This window comes from Mesorhizobium sp. BAC0120 (assembly GCF_033542235.1).
Classification (GTDB): Bacteria; Pseudomonadota; Alphaproteobacteria; order Rhizobiales; family Rhizobiaceae; genus JAWRCU01.
This window is the reverse complement of record NZ_JAWRCU010000001.1, coordinates 442,537-464,680: the sequence shown is the minus strand read 5'-3', so window position 1 is coordinate 464,680 and position 22,144 is coordinate 442,537. Positions and strand designations below refer to the sequence as shown.

At 66.4% G+C, this 22,144-nt stretch carries 23 protein-coding genes and 2 riboswitches; of the genes, 9 read left to right on the top strand and 14 right to left on the bottom strand.

All coding sequences use genetic code 11. The annotated features are described in order from the left end of the window. Positions 1-54: 54 nt before the first annotated feature. On the bottom strand, positions 55-861 hold the full coding sequence (gene cobA, locus SAZ10_RS02140) for a uroporphyrinogen-III C-methyltransferase (RefSeq protein WP_318607505.1): 807 nt from the start codon (positions 859-861) through the stop codon (positions 55-57). A gap of 48 nt (positions 862-909) precedes the next feature. On the opposite strand from cobA, the gene SAZ10_RS02135 reads away from it, so the two are divergent. After that, a complete protein-coding gene (locus SAZ10_RS02135; protein ID WP_318607504.1) occupies positions 910-2,001 on the top strand; it encodes a cobalt-precorrin-5B (C(1))-methyltransferase in 1,092 nt (363 codons plus the stop codon). 8 nt (positions 2,002-2,009) lie between these two features. Here the strand turns inward: SAZ10_RS02135 and cobM are convergent, their stop codons facing one another. The 3 genes from cobM to cbiE form a co-directional block, all read right to left on the bottom strand. Further along, a complete protein-coding gene (gene cobM, locus SAZ10_RS02130) occupies positions 2,010-2,771 on the bottom strand; it encodes a precorrin-4 C(11)-methyltransferase (RefSeq protein ID WP_318607503.1) in 762 nt (253 codons plus the stop codon). Between the two features lie 211 nt (positions 2,772-2,982). Next, entirely contained in the window at positions 2,983-3,375 is a 393-nt protein-coding gene (locus tag SAZ10_RS02125) for a cobalamin biosynthesis protein (RefSeq protein WP_318607502.1), read from the bottom strand. Further along, on the bottom strand, positions 3,372-4,613 hold the full coding sequence (cbiE, locus tag SAZ10_RS02120; RefSeq protein WP_318607501.1) for a precorrin-6y C5,15-methyltransferase (decarboxylating) subunit CbiE: 1,242 nt from the start codon (positions 4,611-4,613) through the stop codon (positions 3,372-3,374). Before cbiE ends, SAZ10_RS02125 begins: the two co-directional genes overlap by 4 nt. On the opposite strand from cbiE, the gene SAZ10_RS02115 reads away from it, so the two are divergent. After that, positions 4,612-5,370 (top strand): cobalt-precorrin-6A reductase, encoded by a 759-nt coding sequence (locus SAZ10_RS02115; protein WP_318607500.1) that lies wholly within the window; start codon positions 4,612-4,614, stop codon positions 5,368-5,370. The genes cbiE and SAZ10_RS02115 overlap by 2 nt on opposite strands. On the opposite strand, the gene SAZ10_RS02110 is transcribed toward SAZ10_RS02115, so the two are convergent. Genes SAZ10_RS02110 through SAZ10_RS02080 form a run of 7 tightly spaced genes read right to left on the bottom strand, consistent with a single transcriptional unit; the run spans position 5,346 to position 13,991 of the window. Beyond that, positions 5,346-6,110 carry a precorrin-3B C(17)-methyltransferase gene (locus SAZ10_RS02110; protein ID WP_318607499.1) on the bottom strand — a complete coding sequence of 255 codons (765 nt, stop codon included), beginning with the start codon at positions 6,108-6,110 and terminating at the stop codon, positions 5,346-5,348. The two genes, SAZ10_RS02115 and SAZ10_RS02110, sit on opposite strands and share 25 nt — an antisense overlap. Next, entirely contained in the window at positions 6,107-6,838 is a 732-nt protein-coding gene (locus SAZ10_RS02105) for a precorrin-2 C(20)-methyltransferase (protein WP_318607498.1), read from the bottom strand. The genes SAZ10_RS02110 and SAZ10_RS02105 overlap by 4 nt, the downstream gene beginning before the upstream one ends. Next, positions 6,835-7,467, bottom strand: a complete 633-nt coding sequence (locus tag SAZ10_RS02100; protein WP_318607497.1) for a precorrin-8X methylmutase — start codon at positions 7,465-7,467, stop codon at positions 6,835-6,837. The genes SAZ10_RS02105 and SAZ10_RS02100 overlap by 4 nt, the downstream gene beginning before the upstream one ends. Then, positions 7,464-8,978 (bottom strand): precorrin-3B synthase, encoded by a 1,515-nt coding sequence (cobG, locus tag SAZ10_RS02095; RefSeq protein WP_318607496.1) that lies wholly within the window; start codon positions 8,976-8,978, stop codon positions 7,464-7,466. The genes SAZ10_RS02100 and cobG overlap by 4 nt, the downstream gene beginning before the upstream one ends. Then, positions 8,975-12,535 carry a cobaltochelatase subunit CobN gene (cobN, locus tag SAZ10_RS02090; protein WP_318607495.1) on the bottom strand — a complete coding sequence of 1,187 codons (3,561 nt, stop codon included), beginning with the start codon at positions 12,533-12,535 and terminating at the stop codon, positions 8,975-8,977. The genes cobG and cobN overlap by 4 nt, the downstream gene beginning before the upstream one ends. A gap of 2 nt (positions 12,536-12,537) precedes the next feature. Beyond that, entirely contained in the window at positions 12,538-13,575 is a 1,038-nt protein-coding gene (gene cobW, locus SAZ10_RS02085; RefSeq protein ID WP_318607494.1) for a cobalamin biosynthesis protein CobW, read from the bottom strand. Then, positions 13,572-13,991 (bottom strand): DUF1636 family protein, encoded by a 420-nt coding sequence (locus SAZ10_RS02080; protein WP_318607777.1) that lies wholly within the window; start codon positions 13,989-13,991, stop codon positions 13,572-13,574. The genes cobW and SAZ10_RS02080 overlap by 4 nt, the downstream gene beginning before the upstream one ends. 55 nt (positions 13,992-14,046) lie before the next feature. Then, positions 14,047-14,256: riboswitch (cobalamin riboswitch) on the bottom strand. A 93-nt stretch (positions 14,257-14,349) separates the two neighbouring features. Then, a riboswitch (cobalamin riboswitch) is annotated at positions 14,350-14,546 on the top strand. A gap of 35 nt (positions 14,547-14,581) precedes the next feature. Here SAZ10_RS02080 and SAZ10_RS02075 point away from each other — a divergent pair. The 5 genes from SAZ10_RS02075 (at position 14,582) to SAZ10_RS02055 (ending at position 18,372) form a co-directional block, all read left to right on the top strand. Next, on the top strand, positions 14,582-14,761 hold the full coding sequence (locus SAZ10_RS02075; RefSeq protein ID WP_318607493.1) for a CbtB domain-containing protein: 180 nt from the start codon (positions 14,582-14,584) through the stop codon (positions 14,759-14,761). 15 nt (positions 14,762-14,776) lie between these two features. Continuing rightward, positions 14,777-15,559, top strand: a complete 783-nt coding sequence (locus SAZ10_RS02070) for a CbtA family protein (protein WP_318607492.1) — start codon at positions 14,777-14,779, stop codon at positions 15,557-15,559. Next, a complete protein-coding gene (gene cobU, locus SAZ10_RS02065; RefSeq protein ID WP_318607491.1) occupies positions 15,552-16,064 on the top strand; it encodes a bifunctional adenosylcobinamide kinase/adenosylcobinamide-phosphate guanylyltransferase in 513 nt (170 codons plus the stop codon). Before SAZ10_RS02070 ends, cobU begins: the two co-directional genes overlap by 8 nt. A gap of 1 nt (position 16,065) precedes the next feature. After that, positions 16,066-16,680 (top strand): cob(I)yrinic acid a,c-diamide adenosyltransferase, encoded by a 615-nt coding sequence (gene cobO, locus SAZ10_RS02060; RefSeq protein ID WP_318607490.1) that lies wholly within the window; start codon positions 16,066-16,068, stop codon positions 16,678-16,680. A 228-nt stretch (positions 16,681-16,908) separates the two neighbouring features. Then, on the top strand, positions 16,909-18,372 hold the full coding sequence (locus SAZ10_RS02055; protein ID WP_318607489.1) for a cobyric acid synthase: 1,464 nt from the start codon (positions 16,909-16,911) through the stop codon (positions 18,370-18,372). On the opposite strand, the gene cbiB is transcribed toward SAZ10_RS02055, so the two are convergent. Further along, positions 18,353-19,327: an adenosylcobinamide-phosphate synthase CbiB gene (gene cbiB / locus SAZ10_RS02050; protein ID WP_318607488.1), complete on the bottom strand. Its 975-nt coding sequence runs from the start codon at positions 19,325-19,327 to the stop codon at positions 18,353-18,355. The two genes, SAZ10_RS02055 and cbiB, sit on opposite strands and share 20 nt — an antisense overlap. Between cbiB and cobD the strand changes: the two genes are divergently transcribed. Next, the gene (gene cobD / locus SAZ10_RS02045; protein WP_318607487.1) at positions 19,326-20,387 is read left to right on the top strand and encodes a threonine-phosphate decarboxylase CobD; all 1,062 of its coding nucleotides are present in this window, start codon (positions 19,326-19,328) and stop codon (positions 20,385-20,387) included. The two genes, cbiB and cobD, sit on opposite strands and share 2 nt — an antisense overlap. After that, on the top strand, positions 20,384-20,893 hold the full coding sequence (locus SAZ10_RS02040; protein WP_318607486.1) for a tyrosine phosphatase family protein: 510 nt from the start codon (positions 20,384-20,386) through the stop codon (positions 20,891-20,893). The genes cobD and SAZ10_RS02040 overlap by 4 nt, the downstream gene beginning before the upstream one ends. 9 nt (positions 20,894-20,902) lie before the next feature. Here SAZ10_RS02040 and SAZ10_RS02035 read toward each other — a convergent pair whose 3' ends face one another. Both SAZ10_RS02035 and SAZ10_RS02030 read right to left on the bottom strand, forming a co-directional pair. Beyond that, positions 20,903-21,700 carry a creatininase family protein gene (locus tag SAZ10_RS02035; protein WP_318607485.1) on the bottom strand — a complete coding sequence of 266 codons (798 nt, stop codon included), beginning with the start codon at positions 21,698-21,700 and terminating at the stop codon, positions 20,903-20,905. Beyond that, complete coding sequence (locus SAZ10_RS02030; RefSeq protein ID WP_318607484.1) at positions 21,697-22,089, bottom strand: RidA family protein; 393 nt, start codon at positions 22,087-22,089, stop codon at positions 21,697-21,699. The genes SAZ10_RS02035 and SAZ10_RS02030 overlap by 4 nt, the downstream gene beginning before the upstream one ends. Positions 22,090-22,144: the final 55 nt, after the last annotated feature.

Below are 22,144 nucleotides of genomic sequence, written 5' to 3'. Positions count from 1 at the left end.
GAGGGGCGCGCGCAGTGCGCCAACCTTCCATGCAAGGCATGCCGACGTGCCCCCTCACGCGCTTTTCGCCTCCGCCGCCGCGCCGGCAAGCTCGGCTCGCAACGACACTATATCGCCGACGACGATCAGGGCCGGCGAAACGAACCCGTCGGCGGCGGCGCGCTCGGCGACAGTGGCGAGCGTTGCCACCAGCACGCGTTCGACCGGTGTCGTGGCAGCCATGATGACGGCGACGGGCGTCGCGGGCGCAAGCCCGCCCCCGATCAGCGCCTTGGCGATCTCGGGCAGGTTCTTCAGTCCCATATAGACGACGATAGGCTGGCCGGCCCGGGCGAGCGCCGCCCAGTCGACGTCGTCAGGCGTGCCTGCCGCATGACCCGTCGCCAGCGTGATCGCCTTGTTGAAGCCGCGCATCGTCGCCGGAATGCCGGCATTAGCCAGCGCCGCTAAGCCCGAGGTAACGCCGGGCAGAATGCGGAACGGGATGGCGGCACGGGCCAGCGCCAGCGCTTCCTCGCCACCGCGGCCGAAGATATATGGGTCGCCGCCCTTCAGCCTAAGCACACGCTGCCCGTCGCGGGCGAGATGGATCAGCAGCGCCGTGATGTCGTCCTGCCGCGCCGACTCGCGACCGCCTCGTTTGCCGACGAAGTGGAGCTGCACATTCTCGCGAGCGGCGTCGAGGATCGACGGGTCCACCAACGCATCATAGACGATCGCGTCGGCCTGGGAGAGCGCGGAGAGAACGTCGAGCGTCAGGCAGCCGACCGCGCCCGGTCCGGCGCCGGCGAGCCAGACATGGCCTGCCTCGAATTCGGGAAGCTTGGGCGAAAGCCGGGCAAGCGATTGTTCGAGCCTCATTCAAGTACCTGTTTGTCCAACACGGCGCGGGGTTCTATACCTCCGGCCATGAGCGAAGAGAGAAGCCAATTGCGACGCGGCTGGACGACCGGAGCCTGTTCGGCGGCCGCGGCCAAGGCTGCCTGCGCGGCGCTGCTCACGGGCGAGTTTCCCGATCCGGTCGAGATCGGGCTTCCGGGCGGACGACGCGTCGCTTTTGCCCTCGCCGAATGGCAAACGGGCGACGGCTTTGCCCGCGTCGGCGTGGTGAAGGACGCCGGAGACGATCCGGACGTGACACATGGCGCGTTGCTCCGCGTGACCGTCCGGCACGGCGCTGCGGGCAGCGGCGTGACCTTCAAGGCCGGCCCCGGCGTCGGTGTTGTGACACGCCCCGGCCTGCCGATCCCGCCCGGCGAGCCGTCGATCAACCCCGTGCCGCGCAAGATGATCGCGGAGGCGGTTTGTGAGGCGGCGGGCAGCGCCGGCGATTTCGAGGTCGAGATCGCCGTGCCGGATGGCGAGAAGATGGCCGAGAGGACGCTCAATCCGCGCCTCGGCATCATCGGCGGCATCTCGATCCTCGGCACGACGGGCGTGGTGATTCCCTACTCGTGCGCGGCCTGGATCCATTCGATTTTCCGCGGTATCGACGTGGCACGCGCGGCCGGCCTGGATCACGTCGCGGGCGCGACCGGCTCGACGTCGGAGAAGGCCATCCAGGCACTGCACGGCCTGCCCGAAATCGCGTTGATCGACATGGGCGATTTCGTCGGGGGCATGCTGAAATACATTCGCGCGCATCCGGTGAAGCGGGTCAGCGTGGCCGGCGGCGTCGCCAAGATGACCAAGCTCGCGCAAGGCATGCTCGACGTGCATTCGAAGCGCGGCGCTCCCGACCTCGACATCCTCGCCTCGGTGGCGGTCGAGGCCGGCGGCGGCGAGATGCTTGCCGGCAAGATCCGGGCTGCGAACACCGTTGCGGAAGCGTTCCAGCTCGCAGCGGCAGCGGGCATTGCGCTCGGCGATCACATCGCCGAGCGCGCCTGGCGGACGGCCGCCGCGGTCCTGCGCCGTCCCGACATCGCGTTGGAGCTCGCCGTGTTCGACCGTGGCGGGGCCCTGGTCGGCAGGACGGAGTTCAGGCCGAGCAGTAGTTGAAAGCTTCGTCACCCCTGCCGTCCCCTGAAGCGCCGTTGATAGGCTGAATCGTAGAGCGCGCTTTCCCGGAAATCCTCGGCTTGCAGCGACCAGCCGACGAAAATCAGGGCGGTGCGCTCAATCGGCTCGGCCGCAACCTGTGCCTCGATGGTCGCCAGCGTTCCGCGCAGGATGCGCTCGTCGGGCCACGAAGCTTTGACGACGATGGCGACCGGACAGTCCTCGCCGTAAAGCGGCGTGAGCTCGGCCACGATCTGCGGCAATGCGTGGATCGCCAGATGGATCGCCAGCGTCGCGCCGGTACGGCCGAAGGCACCGAGCGTCTCGGCCGACGGCATCTCTGAAGCCCGGCCGGAGACGCGGGTCAGCACGAGGCTCTGTGCCACTGCCGGGATGGTCAACTCGCGGCCGAGCGCTGACGCTGCGGCTGCGAAGGACGGCACGCCGGGTGTCAAAGTGTAGGGGATGTTCTGCCTTTCGAGGCGCCTGATCTGTTCGGCGACCGCACTCCAGACCGAGAGATCCCCCGAATGCAGCCGCGCGACATCCTTGCCCTCGCGATGGGCGGCCACGAGTTCCAGTTCGATCTCGTCGAGCGACATCGGCGCGGTGTCGACGACGCGCGCGCCTTCCGGGCAATATTGCAGAAGCTCCCGCGAAACGATCGAGCCGGCATAGAGACAGACCGGGCAGCGCCCGATCAGGTCGCGCCCGCGCACGGTGATAAGGTCGGCAGCACCCGGCCCGGCGCCGATGAAATGGACGGTCATGGGATATTTCCTGGGGCGAGATCGGAAACGTATCCGCTCTTCACGTTCCCCCTCTCCGCCGAGCTTTGCTCGGCACCTCTCCCCCACTTCGTGGGGGCGAGGAACCCAAGCTGAATTAGCGTCGGCCAAGCGGCAGCGGTTCCTCGCCCCCACAAAGTGGGGGAGAGGTGGCCCGTAGGGCCGGAGAGGGGGGCTTTAATGAAGCGCTTGTTCATGGGAGATTACCCTCTCCCGAAATCGCAATCGCACAGGTCACTGCTCCCACAACCACACGCGGCCCGAGCAGTTGGCTTCCTGGCCCGGCCGCAGCGAGCGCCGAGGCTTCCGAGACCGACGGCGTGCCGGCCTTCTCCAGCGAAGCCTCCGACCGTGTCATTGTCCGATCCGAGACCTCAGCCAGCTTCGCATCCTGCACGACGACTAGTTCGAGACCGAGCGCATTCGCGGCGCCATGCAGCGCAGGCTCATCGGCCTTGAGCGGCGCCGTCGCAAGCCGGTCCAGCCTGCTGCGCACCAGCCCATGTGCCGCAAGCGCCGCGTCGATCGCAGCGAGCACGTCTTCGGTCGCCACGCCCTTGCGGCTGCCAATGCCCGCCACGATCATGGCTTAACCCATGACCATTGTGTGACCGGCATCGCCGGCCGCCAGCCCTGCATCGAGCCGATGGGCGCCGCGCGCCATATGGCAATGCGGGTGAGATCACCGCCGAGACTGGCGTGGCGGCCGAGCAGGAGCGTCTCCATCTCGATCGTCACCGCGTTGGCGACCAGCCGCCCGCCGGAGGGCAGCACGTCTGTTGCAGTGTCGAGCACGCCCTCATCGCTGCCGCCTCCGCCGATGAAGATCGCATTGGGCCGGGCCAATCCGGAAAGCGCCGCAGGCGCCGAGCCCACGACCACGGTCAGGCCGGGCACGCCGAGCGAGAGCGCATTTCGCCTGATCCGCGCCGCGCGTTCCGTATTCGCCTCGATCGCGATCGCGTTCGCCGAGGGGGCAGCAAGCATCCATTCGATGGCGACCGAGCCGGCGCCGGCGCCGATGTCCCACAGAAGTTCCCCGCGGCGTGGCGCAAGCGCCGAAAGCGTCAGAGCGCGGATCTCGCGCTTGGTGATCTGGCCGTCATGCTCGAACAGATCGTCGGAGAGGCCGTGCGCGAGCGGCAGCACGCGCGCGCCCGGTCCGGCCACCACCTCGACCGCCACGACATTGAGCGGGGCTACATCGTCAAGCGCGAACCGGTTCGCCCTTGTCGAGCGGATACGCTCGCGCTCCCCGCCCAGCGCTTCGAGGACGGTCAGCATCGAAAGCCCGAAGCCGTTTTCGGAAAGCAGCGCGGCGATCGCCTGTGGTCCGCTCTCGTCCGAGGTCAGCGCTATCACCCGCCGGGAAGGGTGGAGCAAGGGTCGAATCAGTTCGATCGGCTTGCCATGCAGCGAAACCGCTTCGACCTCGGCGAGCGGCCAGCCGAGCCGGGCCGCTGCCAGGCTGAAAGCAGACGGCGCCGGAATGACATGGATCTCCTCCGCTGCAATCCTGCGTGCAATCGTCGCGCCGACACCGTGCAGGAAAGGGTCGCCCGACGCCAGAACGCAGGTCCTGCGGCCCGACAAAGCGACAAGGTCGCCCAAGGCAGTGTCGAAAGGCGATGGCCACGGTCGTGCTTCGCCCTTGATAAGAGATGCCGCAAGCGCCAGATGTCTCTTTCCGCCGAAAACGAATTCGGCCTCGGAAACGCGGCGCTGGGCTTCGCTGCCCAGACCGGCGACGCCGTCCTCGCCGATGCCGACGATCGACAGCCATGGACGGCGCGAAGCAGTTTCGAGCCGCAATTCAGAGGCCATGATGAATCACCGCGTTTTGATCCTCGGCGGCACGACTGAGTCGCGCGAGCTTGCCGGCCACCTTTCGGCGAAGCGCAATATCGAGGTGGTGCTGTCGCTCGCCGGCCGCACGCGCGATCCGATAGGCTATCCCGTGCCGCTGAGGATCGGCGGATTTGGCGGCCCGGGCGGACTTGCGGAATATATCGATGAACGCAAGATCGACCTTTTGATCGATGCAACGCACCCCTTCGCGGCACAGATGTCGAGGCACGCGGCGCTGGCAGCGCTTGAAACCGGAGTCGAGTTCTTCGCAGTATCGAGGCCCGCCTGGCGGCAGACCGAGGGCGACCGCTGGATCGAAGCCGGCTCGGTGGCCGATGCGGTCTACAAGCTCGGAGCGAACACGCGCCGGGTGTTCGTGACGCTCGGCCGACAGGAACTGGCGCCGCTCTCGGGCGCGCCGCACCACTCCTATATCGTGCGCAGCGTCGATCCCATCGATCCGCCGCTCGCCGTGCCGGATGCTCGCTACATCCAAGCACGCGGCCCCTTCGCCCTCGCGGAGGAACGAACGCTGCTTGCAGGCGAGAAGATCGACGTGGTGCTTGCCAAGAACAGCGGCGGCGCGGCGACCTACGCCAAGATCGTCGCGGCGCGCGAGCTCGGCGTTGAGGTCGTTCTGATCCGCCGGCCTGAACGCCAGGACGTGGAAACAGTCGAGACCGTAAGGGATGCCGTCTCGCTTGCGCATCAGCGGCTTGCCTCCGTGGCGTAGCGCGGCGTGTAGACCAGTGGTTGGCTGCCCTTTCGTCGGAGGAGGCGCGTTTCGGGCGAGCCGATGATCACGCAGGTCGCCATGTCGGCCTTGCCCGCGTCAGCCTCGCCGAGCGAAAAAATCTCGATACGCTCGTCGGTCCTGCCGGCAGCTCGCCCGAAAATCACCGGCGTCGATGCCGGCAGGTTCCCGCGCAGCAGCTCGAACGCCTTGCCGAGCTGCCACGGCCGTGCCTTGCTGATCGGGTTATAAAGCGCAATCACGAATCCCGCCTTCGAGGCCGCATCGAGCCGCCGCTCGATCAGCTCCCATGGCTTCAGATTGTCGGAGAGCGAGATCGCGCAGAAATCGTGCCCGAGCGGCGCGCCGATGCGCGCAGCGACCGCCAGCATCGCCGTCACGCCGGGAATGATGGTGAGCTCGATCTCGCGCCATTTGTCCGGCCCGGCCTCGATCGCTTCGCAGACCGCCGCGGCCATGGCGAAGACGCCGGGATCGCCGCCCGAGACCACCGCCACATCGATCCCTTCCGCGGCGCGTGCCAATGCGGCCTCAGCCCGCGAGATCTCCTCGCGATTGTCCGATGCATGGCGGATCTGTCCGTCTGCAAGATCGAGCCGGTCGAGATAAGGCTTATAGCCGTAGAATTCCCGCGCGGCCCGCACGGCGGAAGCGGCCTCCGGGGTCACCTGGCTGGCGCTGCCGGGCCCGAGGCCGATGACGGTCAGGCGGCCGGTCATGGCCGATCCTCCCAGCCGGGCACCAGCACCAGAGCGAAATAGGGCGCGTCATCGTACCGCTTGTCGGCGAGCGGCATCGAAGCCGCGTTCTGCATTGTGCCGCGCTCGACATAAATCGCCGAGCCGAGCCGGCCTGCCGTCTCCAGCGCCCGACGAATTTTCGGCAGGTTGCGGCCAACCTTCATGATGACCGCGGCATCCGTATCCGCGAGCCGCCGCGTCAGCTCTTCTTCGCTCATTGTGCCCGGCAGCACCGACAACACGTCGTCGCCCTGAACGATCGGCTGGCCTGTCGCCGACCAGCATCCGGACATGGCGGTGACGCCGGGGATCACCTCGGTCGGGAAACGAGGGGCGAGCCTCACATGCAGATGCATGTAGGAGCCGTAGAAAAGCGGATCGCCTTCCGACAGCACGGCAACGTTGCGGCCCGCTTGGAGGTGCTCGGCAATCCTGGCGACGGATTCCTCGTAGAAATTCGTCAGCAGCACTCGGTAGTCGTTGTGTTCCTTGTCGATTTCCGTCGTCACCGGATAGAGCAGCGGCAATTCGATCCAGCCCGGCCGCACATATGCTTCGATGATCCTGCGCGCATTGCTGCCATTGCCGCGCTTGGCGAAATGGGCGAGCACGTCCGCCTTTTCCAGCGCGCGCACAGCCTTCAGCGTCAGCAGTTCAGGGTCGCCGGGACCGGTGCCCACGCCGTAGAGATGGCCGACCGCGGTCATATGCCTGCCCTCGCAAGCGCATTGATGCAGGCGGCGGTCATCGCGCTGCCGCCGAGCCGCCCGCGCACGATCGCGAAAGGAATGCCAAGGGCGCTTTCCGCCAGCGCATCCTTCGATTCGGCCGCACCTACGAAGCCGACCGGCATGCCGATGATCGCGGCCGGCTTCGGGCCGCTGGCTGCAATCTTTTCCAGGAGATAGAACAATGCGGTGGGCGCATTGCCGATCGCGACCAGCGCACCCTCGAGCCGCTCGCCCCAGAGCTCGATCGCCGCGGCCGAGCGCGTGTTGCCGATCCGTGCCGCAATCGATGCCGTGCGCGGGTCGCGCAGCGCGCAGATCACATCGTTGCCAGCTGGCAGCCGCGCGCGGGTGACGCCATGCGCGACCATCTCGGCATCGCAGAAGATCGGCGCGCCGGCTGCGAGCGCCTCGCGCGCCGCCGCGACGAAGTCTCCTGAAAAGACGAAATTCTTCGTTGCCTCGACCTGGCCGCAGGCGTGAATCATGCGGATGGCGATATCTGCTTCTTCGGGCGAGAAGCGCGACAGATCCGCCTCTGCGCGGATGATGGCGAAGGAGCGCTCATATATCGCCGTGCCGTCCTTGATATACTCATATGCGGTCATCGGCGGGTTTCCACAGGCTCCTTGGTTACAAATGCATCGGCTTCCGAGCCGACAAACGCGTTCGCCAGCCGGCTCGCACCGAGGCGGTTCAGGCAGGCGGTTTCGCCCTCGCGGGACTGTCTTTCGGCTGCAATGAGCGCAGCGACGCGCCGGAATGCGGCCACGGTATCTTTCTTTGCGACGCTGGCGATCGGTTGCTTTCCCCAGGCTTCGACCACCAGGCCGGCGCCGTCGTCAAGGCCGAGCAGAGTGAGACCGGCATGGCCTGGCCTGGCACAGCGTTTTGCGCAGCCGGAGACGTGCAGGTCGAAACCGGATGGCAAGGCTGGGGCGACATCTGCCGCGATCGCGCGCGCCGGAATATGACCCGAAGCACAGGCGGGCGCGCCGGGGCAGGCGGCCATGCGAGAGCGCGGGTCGCCGGGGTCGATGATGAGGGTGGCTTGCCTTGCTGCGTCGCGGATGGCGTTAGCCGAGGATTCCGAGGGGCAGAGCAGGATGAGGGTGCGTCGGGGTGCGAGGCGGATTTCGGTAGCGCCGAGGGATTCGGCCCTCGTGATGAAGGCGATCAGTTGCGCGGCGTGCAGATGGCCGAAGGGAAGGGCCGCTGGGAGGGCAAATTGGCCGTTCGTCAGCGCAAGTATGCCGGCTGGCGCCACATAATGATTGCGATGCTTCCGCTCTACGGCGCCCCCCTCTGTCCTGCCGGACATCTCCCCCACAGGGGGGGAGATCGGCCGCTTTGAGGAAGCCGCATCTCCTGCAGCGTTGGCGATTGGCAAAATCCTCGATGACAGCGCAATCTCCCCCCTTGTGGGGGAGATGTCCGGCAGGACAGAGGGGGGCGCCGTAGAGCGCCGAACTTTGACAATGATCTCTCTCAGGATTTCAGGCGATAAGTTTCGCGCCCGGCCTTCTCGGCCAAGTGCCGCAATCTCACTGAGGATCGCCAGCGCCGCGTCGCATGCAGTATCTTGCTCAAACTCGCCGAGATGAGTTGCCGTAGCCGCATCCCCGGCCACGGCAAGTTCCCAGGCGACGCCGCATCTCGTCAACCGAACGTCGCCCGCCACCTCATCCAAGCCAGACCGCCCGCCGCCATCCACCACGACCGACACTTTCGGCCCAAGCCGAGCTTCGAGACCCGCCCCCGCAATCCCGGCACGAATGCGCGCCGCGAGCGGGCGCGGATCGGCGATCTCCTCTGGGTCGAGCCCGGCGAGCGGGCCCGTCTCGACCGGAACACCGCCACGCACTTCGATGCCGAGCGCGTCGACCTCGGCTGCCAGTTGTGCGGCCGACTTCGCCGTCAGCCCCCTGATCTGCAGGCTCCCGCGCGCCGTGACCTCGGTGATACCGTTGCCGTGGCGCTGCGCCGCTTCAGATAATGCGATCAATGCCTTGGGCGACAATCCTGAAGCGACAGGATTAAGACGTGTCAGCAACCCATCGCCGGTCTGCATCGGCGCAGCAAGCGTCGGGCAAAGACCTCGGCGGAGTAGCGCGTTCATGCGGCGATCTCCTGAGAGCGTGCCTCGGCGATCAGGGCGGCAAGGTCGTCGTCGATCGAATTGCGCAGCGGGTGCCAGAGGCCGCGCCGGCGCGCCGCCGCGAGCCGCTCGGCTATCGAGCGGGCCGCGGCCGGGTTCTCGCGCAGCATGAATTCACGTACCTTCGCGTCGCCCAAATAGGCGTCGTGCACGGCCTCGATCAGCGCGCCCGGAATTGCGCCGGTCGTCTCAGCAAAACCGACAAGCCGGTCGACAGTCTCCGCGAATTCGGCCGCGCCGCGCGGTCCGTGCCGCATCTGGCCCTCGATGAAGCGCGGGTTGACGGCGCGCGCCCGGACCGCCCGCGCGACAGCCTCGACGACCGAGCGCGCGCGTGGGCGAGCTGGATCGGTCGTGTCGAGCGCAATCAGGTCGGCGCTGCGGCCAAGCGCGGCAAGGGCTGCGGCAAAGCCGCCGATGAAGGCGACATCGGCCGAACCCTCGAGTATGTCGCGGCCGGGGTCGTCGCCGCTGTGGATCAGCAGCTCGGCCTGGGACAGCCGTTCGGCAAAGGCGCCCGGCGCCGCTTCGCCGTCGCCGTCCGTGCCGCCGAAGCTGTGAGAGGTCGCCTCCATGAAGGCGCGGCCGATCTCTTCGCGCTCGCCCCATCTGCCGCTCGAAAGCAGTTCCTCGATGCCTGCCCCGTAAGTGCCGGGCGAGGTGCCGAACACGCGGCGCGGTGCCTTGCCTGCATGACGGAAGGCCTCGGCAAGCGGATTCTCGCCATCGGCCTCGTCGCGTGAGGCGACAGCTTGGACAGCGGCATCGATCAGTGCGATCTGTGCCGGGAACATGTCGCGGAACAGACCGGAGATGCGGAATGTAACGTCGATGCGCGGCCGGCCAAGCACGGCGGGCGGAAGGACCTCGATGCCGGTGACACGGCCCGTCGCGGCATCCCATTGCGGGCGGCAGCCCATCAGGGCCAGCCCTTGCGCGATCTCCTCACCGCCGGTCCGCAGGCTCGCGCTGCCCCAGAGATCGATCACTAGCGAGCGCGGCCAGTCGCCATGATCCTGGGCATAGCGGCGCAGCACCTCGTCCGCAGCCGCCTTGCCAAGGTCGCAGGCGGTCGGGGTGGGCATGGTGCGCGGATCGGCTGTGAAGAGGTTGCGGCCGGTCGGCAGCACGTCGCCACGGCCGCGCGCCGGCGCGCCCGCCGGCCCAGCGGCGACATGGCGGCCGTCGAGCGCGGCAAGCAGAGCAGTCCTCTCGGCCTCGGCGCTCTTCAGCCTCAGCGTCTCGGGCTCGCCGGGTGCAGCACGGCCGAAGACGTGCAGCCCGTCCTTGATGGCGAAATCCTTGAGGTCGCAGAGCCAGGCGTCGATGCTGAGCAAGGCGGAATCAGGGTCGTCATCGCTGTCGACGCCAGCCTCGCCAGCGAGTCCCGTCTCGTGGGCCGTCTCGACGATCAGTTTCGCGAGCCGGTCACGACGGCGGCGGTCGAGGCCATCCGCCTGCGCATACTCGTCGACCAGCCGCTCGAGCTTCTGCTGGTTTTCGTCGAGTCCTGCGCCGGTGAGCGGCGGAGGCAGGTGACCGATCGTAGCTGCGGCAATGCGGCGTTTGGCTTGCGCGGCCTCACCGGGATTGCTGACGATGAAGGGGTAGACAACCGGCAGCGGCCCGGTGACGATCTCCGGGAAGCAGTTTTGGCTCAACGCCACCGTCTTGCCGGGCAGCCATTCCAGCGTGCCATGCGCGCCGACATGGACCAGCGCATGACAGCCCAGCGTTTCGCGCAGCCAGAGGCCGAAGGCGATCAACTCATGGCGGGGCGGCAGCTTGGGGTCGTGATAGTCGGCGCGGCGATCCTCGGTGCGGCCGCGGTCGGGGGCGAGGGCGACGGTGATGTTGCCGAAGTGCGCGGCTCGGAAGGCGATTTTTCGGTGAAGCTGCCGCCCTTCGGCGCCCCCCTCTGTCCTGCCGGACATCTCCCCCACGAGGGGGGAGATTGCGACGGCCGCGTTGGTTTCGCCAATCTTCGACGTAGCAGGAGAGGCGGTTTCCTCGAAGCTGCCAATCTCCCCCCTTGTGGGGGAGATGTCCGGCAGGACAGAGGGGGGCAACGTAGAGCGCCGCGCCTCAGGCATTTCCTCGACGCAATCTGAACCCGCCCCCCACGCCGCCTCAACCGCAGCCATAGCCTCGACCGGCAGCGTCTGAGCCAGTCCCACATATTCCTCGACGCCCAGCCCTTCTCCCGCGCGCTCCAGCAGATCCAGCAACGCCCGCGGCGAATCCGGAATCCCTTCAACGGCATAGCCGGCGTCCTTCAGGTCATGCAGCATGGCAAGCACGCTCGTGGGTACATCGAGGCCGACGGCATAGCCGGTGCGGCCCGCAGCGCCGGGATAGTCCGGCATCAGGATCGCGATGCGGCGCCCTGCCGGCGGCGTGCGTTGTAAGCGGATCATCGCCGCGATTCGGGCGGCGACCTGCGCGATCCGGTCCGGCTCCGGGCGATTGAGGAAGCCGCGGAAGGCGAGCGCGTCGTCAGCTTCGCGCTCGGCTTTGAAGCCCAGCGCGCCGGCCTGGATGCGGCCGTCGAGCTCCGGCAGCACGACATGCATGGCAAGATCAGCAGGTGCGAGACCGCGCTGGCCATCCTGCCATGCCTCATGCCGGGTCGTCGCCGCGAAGGCCTGGAATACCGGCACCCCGATACGGTCGAACAACGTATCGGCGCCAGGCTCGGCCCCGCTCGCAAAGGCAGTGGCCGTCACGATTGCGGCAGGCGACAGCGCCGCTGCCGCCTCCTCAACGAAGGTGACAACGGCCGCGTCCTTGAGACTCGACACGAAGACTGGCGCCGCAGCAATGCCATAGTGACCGAGCGCCTCGGCCAAAGCGTCGATCGGTGCCACATCGGCGGCGAGCAGCATCGAGCGGTAGAAGAGAATGGGAACGACGGGCGCGGCGCCGGGGATGCTTGCCGGATCAGCGTAGTGCGCTCGCGTTTTGCCGGTCGACGGATCATAAAAACCGACTTTCGGCAGCGGCTCGGCTTTGCTGACATAGACGTCACAGCCGGTAAGGCGCGCCATGCGCCGTATGGCGAGCCGCATATTCGCAGGCCCGCCCTCGCGGAAGCAGGCGAGCAGCGCATCGAGTTCCGTCTCGCAGAGCGTCGAGAGCTCGATCAATCGCCCGTCTCGCTCATGGCTCTCGCCGGGCAACAGCGCCAGCGCGAAATCGTGTTCGCGCGCTGCCGCCGCGAGTTGGTCGCAGCCGTAACGCCACCATTCATAGCCACCGAGGATGCGGACCAGGACCACCCGTGCATGCCGGGCGACCTTGTCGATCCAAAGGTCCACCGACATCGGATGCCGCAGGTCGCGCAGTGACGCGAGCCGCATTTCGGGCACCGCGCCGGCTTCCGCCTTCCAGGCAGCGGCGAGCGCTGCAAGGTCGCTGTCGGTGAAGGACAGCGCCACCATGTCGGCAGGCGTCTGGTTCAGATCGACCGGCTCGGCCAGATCTTCCAGAGACGCCGACGTGGTGGCGAGAAGGTGCATCGTCAGCCCGCCAGTATCTTTTCGATCGCGCTGCGGTCGATGCCTTTGAGGCCGATCACGACCAGCCGGCTGCGACGTTCGTCGGCGGCAGTCCAGGCGCGGTCGTAATAGTGGCTGACGCGTGGGCCGACGGCCTGCACGAGCAGTCGCATCGGCTTGCCGCCGACCTCGACGAAGCCTTTGACCCGCAGCACGTTCTCTCTTTCGGCCGCTTCGCGGACGCGCTCGGCGAGCTTTGCCGGGTCGGGAACCGCCGGGATCTCCACGACGAAGCTGTCGAACTCGTCATGCTCGTGGTCGAGTTCGTCGTCATGATGCGTCTTGCGCGCGTCGATCTCGTCCTCGACCGCCAGGCCCAGGCCGAGCAGGATCGATGGATCGACCTTGCCATGCGTGGATGGCACGATTTTCACGGCGCGCGCCAGGTGCTCGCCGACGATGGCATTGGCGCGTGCAGCGCCTTCGGCGTCGATCAGGTCGCTCTTCGACAGAATCACGAGATCGGCGCAGGCGACCTGGTCCTCGAACACCTCTTCGACCGGATCGTCATGGTCGAGCGAGGAATCGTCGATGCGCTGCGCCGCAAGCGCGTCCAGATCGGAGGCGACCTTACCGTCGGCCAGCGCCGCGCCGTCGACCACGGCGATGACGCCGTCGACTGTCACGCGGCCCTTTACCGACGGCCACTGGAAGGCCTGCACGAGAGGCTTCGGCAGGGCGAGGCCCGAGGTCTCGATGAGGATGTGGTCCACCTTCGGCGCCCGTGACAGGATGGTGTCGAGCGCCGGCACGAAATCGTCGGCCACGGTGCAGCAGATGCAGCCATTCGCCAGCTCCACCACATTCTCCTCCGGACAGGCATCGACGCCGCAGCCCTTCAGGATCTCGCCGTCGATCCCGACATCGCCGAACTCATTGACGATGATCGCCAGCCTCTTGCCGCCTGCGTTCTCGAGGATGTTGCGGATCAGCGTCGTCTTGCCGGCGCCGAGAAAGCCGGTGACGACGGTGCAGGGGACGCGTTCGAGCGATGCTGTCATGAATTGGTTCCGATGATGCTGAGGGGAGGGATGCGGGCAACCAGCCCGCGCTTCAGGCTTTCCGGCCGGCCGCGCCAGGGCAGCAGGCCGTCAGTCGAGGTAGCGAAGAGGCGGGCGCCCTCGACGAGGTCGGCGGCGCAGTCGACGGTGAGGTCGCCGAAGACATAGCTCCAGGCGCCTTCCTTTATCAGCGCTGCTGAAAGGCGGCGCTTGCAGTTGCCCAGGCATTCGATCTCAACGACCGGGATATCATGTTGGGCCGCCGCCCGCTGCGTGGCGGCAGCGAGGATTTGGCCGGGGCGGGGCGATGCGTCGGACCCCGACGAATCGCGGCAGGTGCGACAGATCAGGATAGCGACTTCGCCCGACGGTTTGGCCGGTCGAAAGGCATCAGGTGCCGCGCTCTGATCGGGGATATCGCGCTCGAATTCCAACCCTGATCTCCACGCCCGGGAACACCCGCCAGGCTTCGAGGAAGACGTTCGCGACGGCAGGTCTCCTGGCTCGCAGGTCATTGCCCTTGCGCCGCCTTCCCGGGCTTGCCGCCCAGTGGCCATCGGCGCTCGGCTCACCGCTTACAGTTGCGGGGACAGCCGCGGAGTTGGGGCCTTTTCGCCCCGCACCGCATTCCCTCTTAGCCCTTCCCCTTGCAAGGGAGGGACCGTCACTTTGGCATTTATGCTGCCGCGATGATCGCTGTCAACGACGCGGGCGTCTGCTCCTTTTGCGACCGTCCATGTCCGAAATTCGATTTGCCGTCGAGGCAAATTCGTCTATGGTCTCGTCGTCGGCGGTTCCCGTAAGGGAGCCAAGAGGGAATGCGGTGAGGGTTTTTCGCCTGAAGCCGCGGCTGCCCCCGCAACTGTGAGCGACAAGTTCGCCCCGAATGCCACTGGGCCTTTTGGCCTGGGAAGGTAAAGGCGAGCATCGAGTCGCGAGCCAGGAGACCTGCCGCCGGCATGCTTCTCTCGAGAGCCCTCGGGTGGAGGGCGAAAAGGATGGGACAATGACTACTGCTTCTGCTTCCCTCGGCGCATCGGTCAGCCGGCAATCGCGTCTTATGCAGCTGGCGCTCGCCGGACTGCTCGGCCTGTTCGTGGTCGGCTTCGTCGGCTTCTCGCATATCGACGCCGTTCACAATGCGGCGCACGACTATCGCCATTCGATGTCATTCCCCTGCCACTGACGAAAGCCTGAAACCATGTCTGTCTTTCGCAACGTCGTCTTCGTGGCGGCGCTGGCGGGGCTTGTGGCTGCGGTCGTGATGACCGCGCTGCAGATGTTCTCGACTGTGCCGCTCATCCTCCAGGCTGAGGATTATGAGCAGGCCGCAGATGTGAGCGGCCATGACCATGCCGCGTTCCCGGCTGATCAGCATGCCGGTGCCGCCGACATGTCCACCACGGCTATGGCGTCGGAAGCCGCCGCGCCCGCGCACGAACATGGGGAAGGCGCCTGGGAGCCGGCTGACGGCTTCGAGCGCTATTCCTTCACAGCGCTTGCCAACATCGTCACGGGAATCGGCTTCGCGCTGATCCTGGTCGTCGCCTCTGAGTTCGCCGGCGGGCTCGCCAGCTGGCGTCAGGGGCTGCTCTGGGGCCTTGCCGGTTTTGCCGTCTTTACGCTGGCGCCGGGGCTTGGCCTGCCACCTGAACTGCCCGCAATGCCCGCCGCGGATCTCGCCGCACGCCAGGTCTGGTGGTGGGGAACCGCTGCGGCAACGGCGGCCGGGCTGACGCTGATCGCGTTCCGGCGCGCGCTGCCCCTCGCGGCTCTAGGCGTCGCGTTGATTGTCGTCCCGCATATCATCGGCGCGCCGCAGCCGGCCGATTTCGAGACGCCGATCCCGGAGGGGCTGCACCATCAGTTCGTGGTGGCAGTGACGGTCACCAACCTGGTGTTCTGGGTCGTTCTCGGCATGGCAGCAGGGGCGTTGCGCTCACGCTTCATGAGCGGCGAGGACCTGCGCTCGAGCTTTGCCTGAGCCTGGCCTGACGCTCATCATCGGCGGTGCGCGCTCGGGTAAGAGCGCGCATGCCGAAAGGCTGGTCGCCGAGCTTGAGCCGCCGTGGACCTATATCGCGACGGCCGAGGCCTATGACGACGAGATGCGCGAGCGGATCGCCATGCATCAGACCCGTCGCGATGAACGGTGGCGGACGCTGGATGCGCCGCTCGACCTGGCCGGGGCACTCGAAGGCATTACCGAGGGAGCGCCTGTGCTGGTCGACTGCCTGACGTTATGGCTGACGAACCATATGCTGGCAGGCCATGATCTCGAAGCCGAGTGCCGGCGGCTCCTCGAGGTGCTGACGAAGCCCAGGGGAGCGTGGTTCGTGGTTTCCAACGAGGTCGGCTTGGGCATCGTCCCCGACAATGCGCTGGCGCGCCGCTTCCGCGACGAGGCGGGTCGGCTCAACCAGCGGGTAGCGGCGGTGGCGGATCACGTGATCCTCACGGTCGCCGGACTTCCGATGCAGGTGAAATGAGATGGCTGAAATTGATCGGAAGGAAGCCGAGCGGCATCGCGCCAAGATGGAAAAGCGCAAAGCCGTGCAGGATGCCGAGGTGGCCTCGAAGACGATCGAGAAGGGACTGTTGATCGTCAACACCGGGCCGGGCAAGGGCAAGTCGACCGCTGCCTTCGGCCTGGCATTGAGGATGCTCGGCCATGGCCGCCGAGTGGGCGTCGTCCAGTTCGTCAAGGGCGCCTGGCATACCGGGGAGAAAGATGCCTTCGCCGTCTTCGGCGACCGCATCGAATGGCATGCGATGGGAGAAGGCTTCACCTGGGAGACGCAGGACAAGGCGCGCGACATTGCCGCTGCGGAGCGTGCCTGGGCGAAGGCCAGGGAACTGATGGCCGATCCGTCGATCGGGCTCGTGATCCTCGACGAGCTCAACATCGCGCTCCGCTATGATTATCTCGACCTTGCCGAAGTCGTAGCGGCGCTGCAGGCCCGGCGTGAGGACCTGCACGTCGTCGTCACCGGCCGCAACGCCAAACCGCAGCTGATCGAGGCTGCGGATCTGGTTACGGAGATGGCGCTTGTGAAGCATCACTTCGCTGCGGGCGTGAAGGCGCAGAAGGGGATAGAGTTCTGAGCCTGTGATGTTGGCGCTCTACCTTGCCCCCCTCTGTCCTGCCGGACATCTCCCCCGCAAGGGGGGAGATTGGACGGCCGCCTTGGTTTCGCCAATCGCCAACACAGAACTAGATGCTGTCAAATATGAAGGCCAATCTCCCCCCTTGTGGGGGAGATGTCCGGCAGGACAGAGGGGGGCGCGACAGGGCGCCGACCGTTCCGAACCTAACGTTGCGGTACCCCTCCCATGACCGCCCGCGCCATCATGTTCCAGGGCACCGGCTCGGATGTCGGCAAGTCGCTGATCGTCGCAGGGCTGGTGCGGGCGCTCACCAATCGCGGGCTCAAGGTACGGCCCTTCAAGCCGCAGAACATGTCGAACAATGCTGCGGTCACCATCGACGGCGGCGAGATCGGCCGTGCGCAGGCCTTGCAGGCGCGCGCTGCGCGCGTGGCGCCGAGCGTCCATATGAATCCCGTCCTACTGAAGCCACAGAGTGAGGTCGGCGCGCAGGTCGTGGTGCAGGGGAGGGTTTTCGGTGCGGCCCGGGCCGCCGAGTATCAGTCCATCAAGGCGACGCTGATGCCGGCCGTGCTCGACAGTTTCGCGGCGCTCAGGCGCGAGGCCGACCTCGTGCTGGTCGAAGGGGCAGGCAGTGCCTCGGAGGTCAATCTGCGCGAGAACGACATCGCCAATATGGGATTTGCCCGAGCAGCACAGGTTCCGGTCGTCGTCATCGGCGACATCGACCGCGGCGGCGTGATCGCGAGTCTCGTCGGCACCAAGGCCGTGCTCACCTCCGATGATGCGGGCATGGTGCGCGGCTTTCTCGTCAACAAATTCCGCGGCGACCCCGCGCTGTTTCAAGACGGCATGGCGATGATCGCCAAGGCGACGGGTTGGGAGACGCTCGGGCTGGTTCCGCATTTTGCGGAGGCACACAGCCTGCCCGCCGAAGATGCGCTCGGCCTGATGGCGAAGGACAAGCGACGGCCAAAGGAAGCGAAGGTCAAAGTCGCGGTACCGATCCTGCCGCATGTCTCGAATTTCGACGACCTCGATCCGCTCGAAGCGGAGCCCGAGGTGGAGGTCGTCAAAGTAATGCCGGGCTCGGTCATTCCCGGCGACGCGGACCTCGTCATCCTGCTCGGCTCGAAATCGACGATCGCCGACCTTTCGGCGCTACGCAAGACGGGCCTGGACATCGATATCGCCGCGCATCGTCGACGCGGCGGGCTCGTTCTGGGGCTCTGTGGCGGCTATCAGATGCTCGGGCGGCGGCTGAACGATCCGGACGGGATCGAGGGACCGGCCGGGAGTGTGGACGGGCTGGCGCTGCTCGATGTCGAGACGCGGCTGACCGCGGAGAAGCGCCTCGTTGCGGTGACCGGAACCACCGCCGACGGCACGCCCTTTCTGGGCTACGAAATGCATATGGGTGCGACCGACGGACCTGACCGGGCGCGGCCCTTCGCGGAACTCGCGGACGGCACGCCGGAGGGCGCAGTTTCAGCGGACGGGAAGGTTGCCGGCACCTATGTGCACGGCCTGTTCGCCGACGACCGCCAGCGTGCGGCATGGCTCGAGCGGCTAGGTGCTATGAGCGGCGGCTTCGACTACGAGGCAGGCGTGGATGAGACGCTCGACAAGCTGGCGGTGCATCTTGAGAAATATGTCGATCTCGACCGGATCATTGCCCTTGCAGAATGACGGCCGCAGCGACAATCCCGATCACGGCACCCAGCAGCAGGTCGGCCGCATGATAGAGTTTCAGCGCCCTGCGGATGTCCGCTGCAGTCGCTGCGCGCCGACCTCCGGCGCCCATCTCGGCATCGCCCACGAGCACGCCGCCGTAATAGCGCGGGCCTGCGAGCGACAGGCCGAGCGCGCCGGCCATCGCCGCCTCCGGCCAGCCGGCATTAGGCGACCGGTGCTTCGACGCATCGCGCAGGACCGATTTCCAGGCTCTGCCCGGAGAGGCGCCGGGCACGATGAAAGCCGCTGCAATGATGAGCAGTGCGGCAAGCCGCGAGGCGGGAAGGTTGATCAGGTCGTCGAGGCGGGCTGCGGCCCAACCGAAGGCCTGGTGGCGAGGCGTTTTGTGGCCGATCATGGAGTCGGCCGTATTCACGGCCTTGTAGGCCACGCCCCCGGCGAGGCCGCCGATCGCCAGCCAGAAGGCTGGCGCCACCACGCCATCGGAGAAGTTCTCGGCAAGGCTTTCGATCGCCGCGCGCGAAACGCCGGCTTCGTCGAGACGTTCCGGATCGCGGCCGACGATCATCGAAACCGCCTTGCGGCCTTGCGCAAGTCCGCCGGTCTCAAGCCCCGTAGCGACCCTTCCGACATGCTCGGCGAGGCTCTTTTGGGCAAGCAGGCTGCTCGCCGGGATGGCCGTTGCGATGATGCCGAAGGGGATCAGGCTGAAAATGCTCTCGATAAGCAATGCAGGTACAATCGCCGCAACGAGCAGGATCGCCAATGCGAGCATGCCCATTGTTTGTCGCAGCCTCGGCGAATCGAATTGGCTATTCAGCCTCCGGTCGAGCAGCGAGATCAGACTGCCGATCCACGTGACGGGATGACCAATCGCCTTGAACAGCCGGTCTGGATAGCCGAACGCGAGTTCCAGCAGAAGCGACAGGAAAGCGAGAGGAAAGGCCATGGCGCGCCCTGAAGCGAGGCTCCGTCGAACAATATTAGATCAGCCAGTGCTCGATCACGGCGGCAGCCTTGCGAACGCGCGCCAGCTGTTTCCCGGCGCGCCGGAGCCGTGGATCGATCTTTCGACCGGGATCAACCCGCACTCCTATCCGTTTTTCGATTTGCCGCAAGCGGCGTTGACGCTGCTGCCCGAGCGGTCACGTATCGCCGAGCTCTGCGCCGTCGCGGCGCAGGCCTATGGCGCGCCTTCTGGCGCAAATATAGTCGCGGCGCCGGGGACGCAGATCCTGCTACCCCTCGCGATGCGGCTGGCGGATCCCGGCCGGGCCGTGATCCTCGGCCCCACCTATGCCGAGCATGCGCGTGCGGCCGCGCTCGCCGGGCACCAGGTTGTTGAGACCAGCCGCATCGAGGATCTCTCGGCTGCCGATCTCGCGGTCGTCGTCAATCCGAACAATCCCGACGGCCGCGTTCTCGAACCCGGCCTCCTTCTGGAGCTTGCCGCAACCCTGCGGGGGAGAGACGGGCTGCTCGTCGTCGACGAGGCCTTCATGGATGTCGGACCGGCCGGCGCCAGCCTGGCCGGCGACGCCGACCAGGACGGACTCATCGTTCTGAAATCCTTCGGCAAGTTCTTCGGTCTCGCCGGCCTCAGGCTGGGCTTCGCCCTGGCATCATGGCCGATCGTTCAAAGGCTCGAAGGGGAGCTTGGGCCATGGGCGGTATCGGGTCCCGCGCTCGAATATGGCCTCAAGGCGCTTGCCGATCAGGGTTGGCGCTCGGCTATGCAGAAACTCCTGGAACAGGAAGCAGCGCTGCTCGATGCGCTGCTCGCCCGCCACGGAATCACCGTCAACGGCGGCACGCCGCTCTTCCGATTCGTCGAGCACCAGGATGCCGCACTCATTTTCCACCGACTTGGGGCCGAGGGCATCCTCGTCAGGCGATTCGAGCGCTTGCCGAACTGCCTGCGTTTCGGCCTTCCGGCTGGAGAGGTCGAACGGGGACGCCTTGATAAGGCCTTGACGGAATGGCGCGAAAAGCGGGATGAGGCGCCATGATCTATGTTTGCCCGCTTTCGAAAATCGAGGAAACAGCCGCGAGAACCGGCGCGAACCGAATGGTGACACTGATCACCGCCGGCACGCAGGTGCTGCGGCCGACAGGGCTTGCCGAAGCGGACCACCTGTTCCTCGCAATGCACGACATCATCGAGGAGCTGCCTGACATGACGCCGCCGGGCGATGCGCATGTCGAAGCGCTGCTCGACTTCGCGCATAACTGGAACCGCAGGGCACCGCTTCTGATTCACTGCTTTGCCGGCATCAGCCGCTCGACCGCCGCGGCCTACACGGTCGCCGCCGCGCTTGCTCCGCAGCGCGACGAGGCCGAGCTTGCTGCGACCTTGCGCCGGGTTTCGCCGTCGGCGACCCCGAACATCAGGCTCGTGTCGATTGCCGATCGGCTGCTCGGGCGACAGGGCCGCATGATTGCGGCAATCGAGTCGATCGGCCGGGGCGTGGAAGCCGCCGAAGGCGTTCCGTTCGCGCTGCAGATCGACGGCTGACGGAAAAAGTTAGCTCAGATAATCCGCGAGCTGCGCCTTTCGCACGTCCCTAAGCAGCTTGATGAAGCCTTCCGCCTGAAGGCGCGCGGTGAGGCGGCCTTTCTCGGCGGTCGCAATGCTCGCATCGCCAACTACACCTTGCGGGTTGAGATCGCTTGCGATCCAGGCGAAGGCATGTGTGCCGGTATGGCGAAGCAGCTCGAAATCCTTTTCGGCGCGCGCCACGGCCGAGACGAAATTCCGGGCCTTCGTCATGTCGACAAGGTCCGGACGGAAATGCAGCATCAGCGATGTCTCGACATCGCCGCCATGGATGCCGTGGCGATCCTCCAGCTCCGTATACATGCCGGCCGGCCGACCGAAGCGCTGCCAGCTCGTCTTCACCGCCAGCATTCCGTGACGGACACGCAGCTCGCGCGTGACGATGCCCATGATCTCCTCGTTGCCGCCATGCGAATTGACGAAGACGATCTTGCGCAGACCGGCGCGCGCCACCGAGGCGCCCAGTTCTGTCCAGGCTTCGATCAGAGTCGCCGCGGGGAGAGTGATGGTGCCCGGCGCATGCAGGTGCTCGTTGGATTTGCCGACCGATTGAACCGGCAGGATGCGGATATCAAGATCGTTGGGGAGGATCTCGGTCACTTCGTTCAGCATGCCTTGCATGATCGACGTGTCGGTCGAGACGGGTAGATGCGGTCCATGCTGTTCGATCGCGGCAATCGGCAGCACGGCGATCGTCGCCTCAGGGTCGATCGAGGCATATTCGGTGGTCTTGTAGTCGCCCCACCAGACGCGTCTTGCCGTCATGCTGTCTCTCCCGCGGCCGTCACTTCCACTTCGACCTTGAACTCCGGCCGGGCAAAGCCCGAGACGATCATCAGGGTTGAGGCAGGAGCCGGTTCGGAGAACAGCCGATCGCGCACATCCATATAGGCCCTTAGATAGGCTCGGTCCGTGACGTATGCATTGATCCGAATGATGTCCTGAAGCCCCAGGCCTGCCTCGCCGAGGATGACGGCAATATTCCTGAAGCACAGCTCGGCCTGCGCGCCGGCGTCCTCCGGCACGACGTCGTCGGACCCGATGCCGAGCTGGCCAGAGCACAACACTAGCCGCTTGCCTGGCGGCACCTCGACCCCGTGGCTGTAGCGCGCAAAAGGCGGCTTGATCGACTTCGGCGTTAGATAGTTGAGCACCGTATTCTCCATCTTGCCGCAGCACCCTAAGCAGGCATTCGTGCGCTGTCCAACG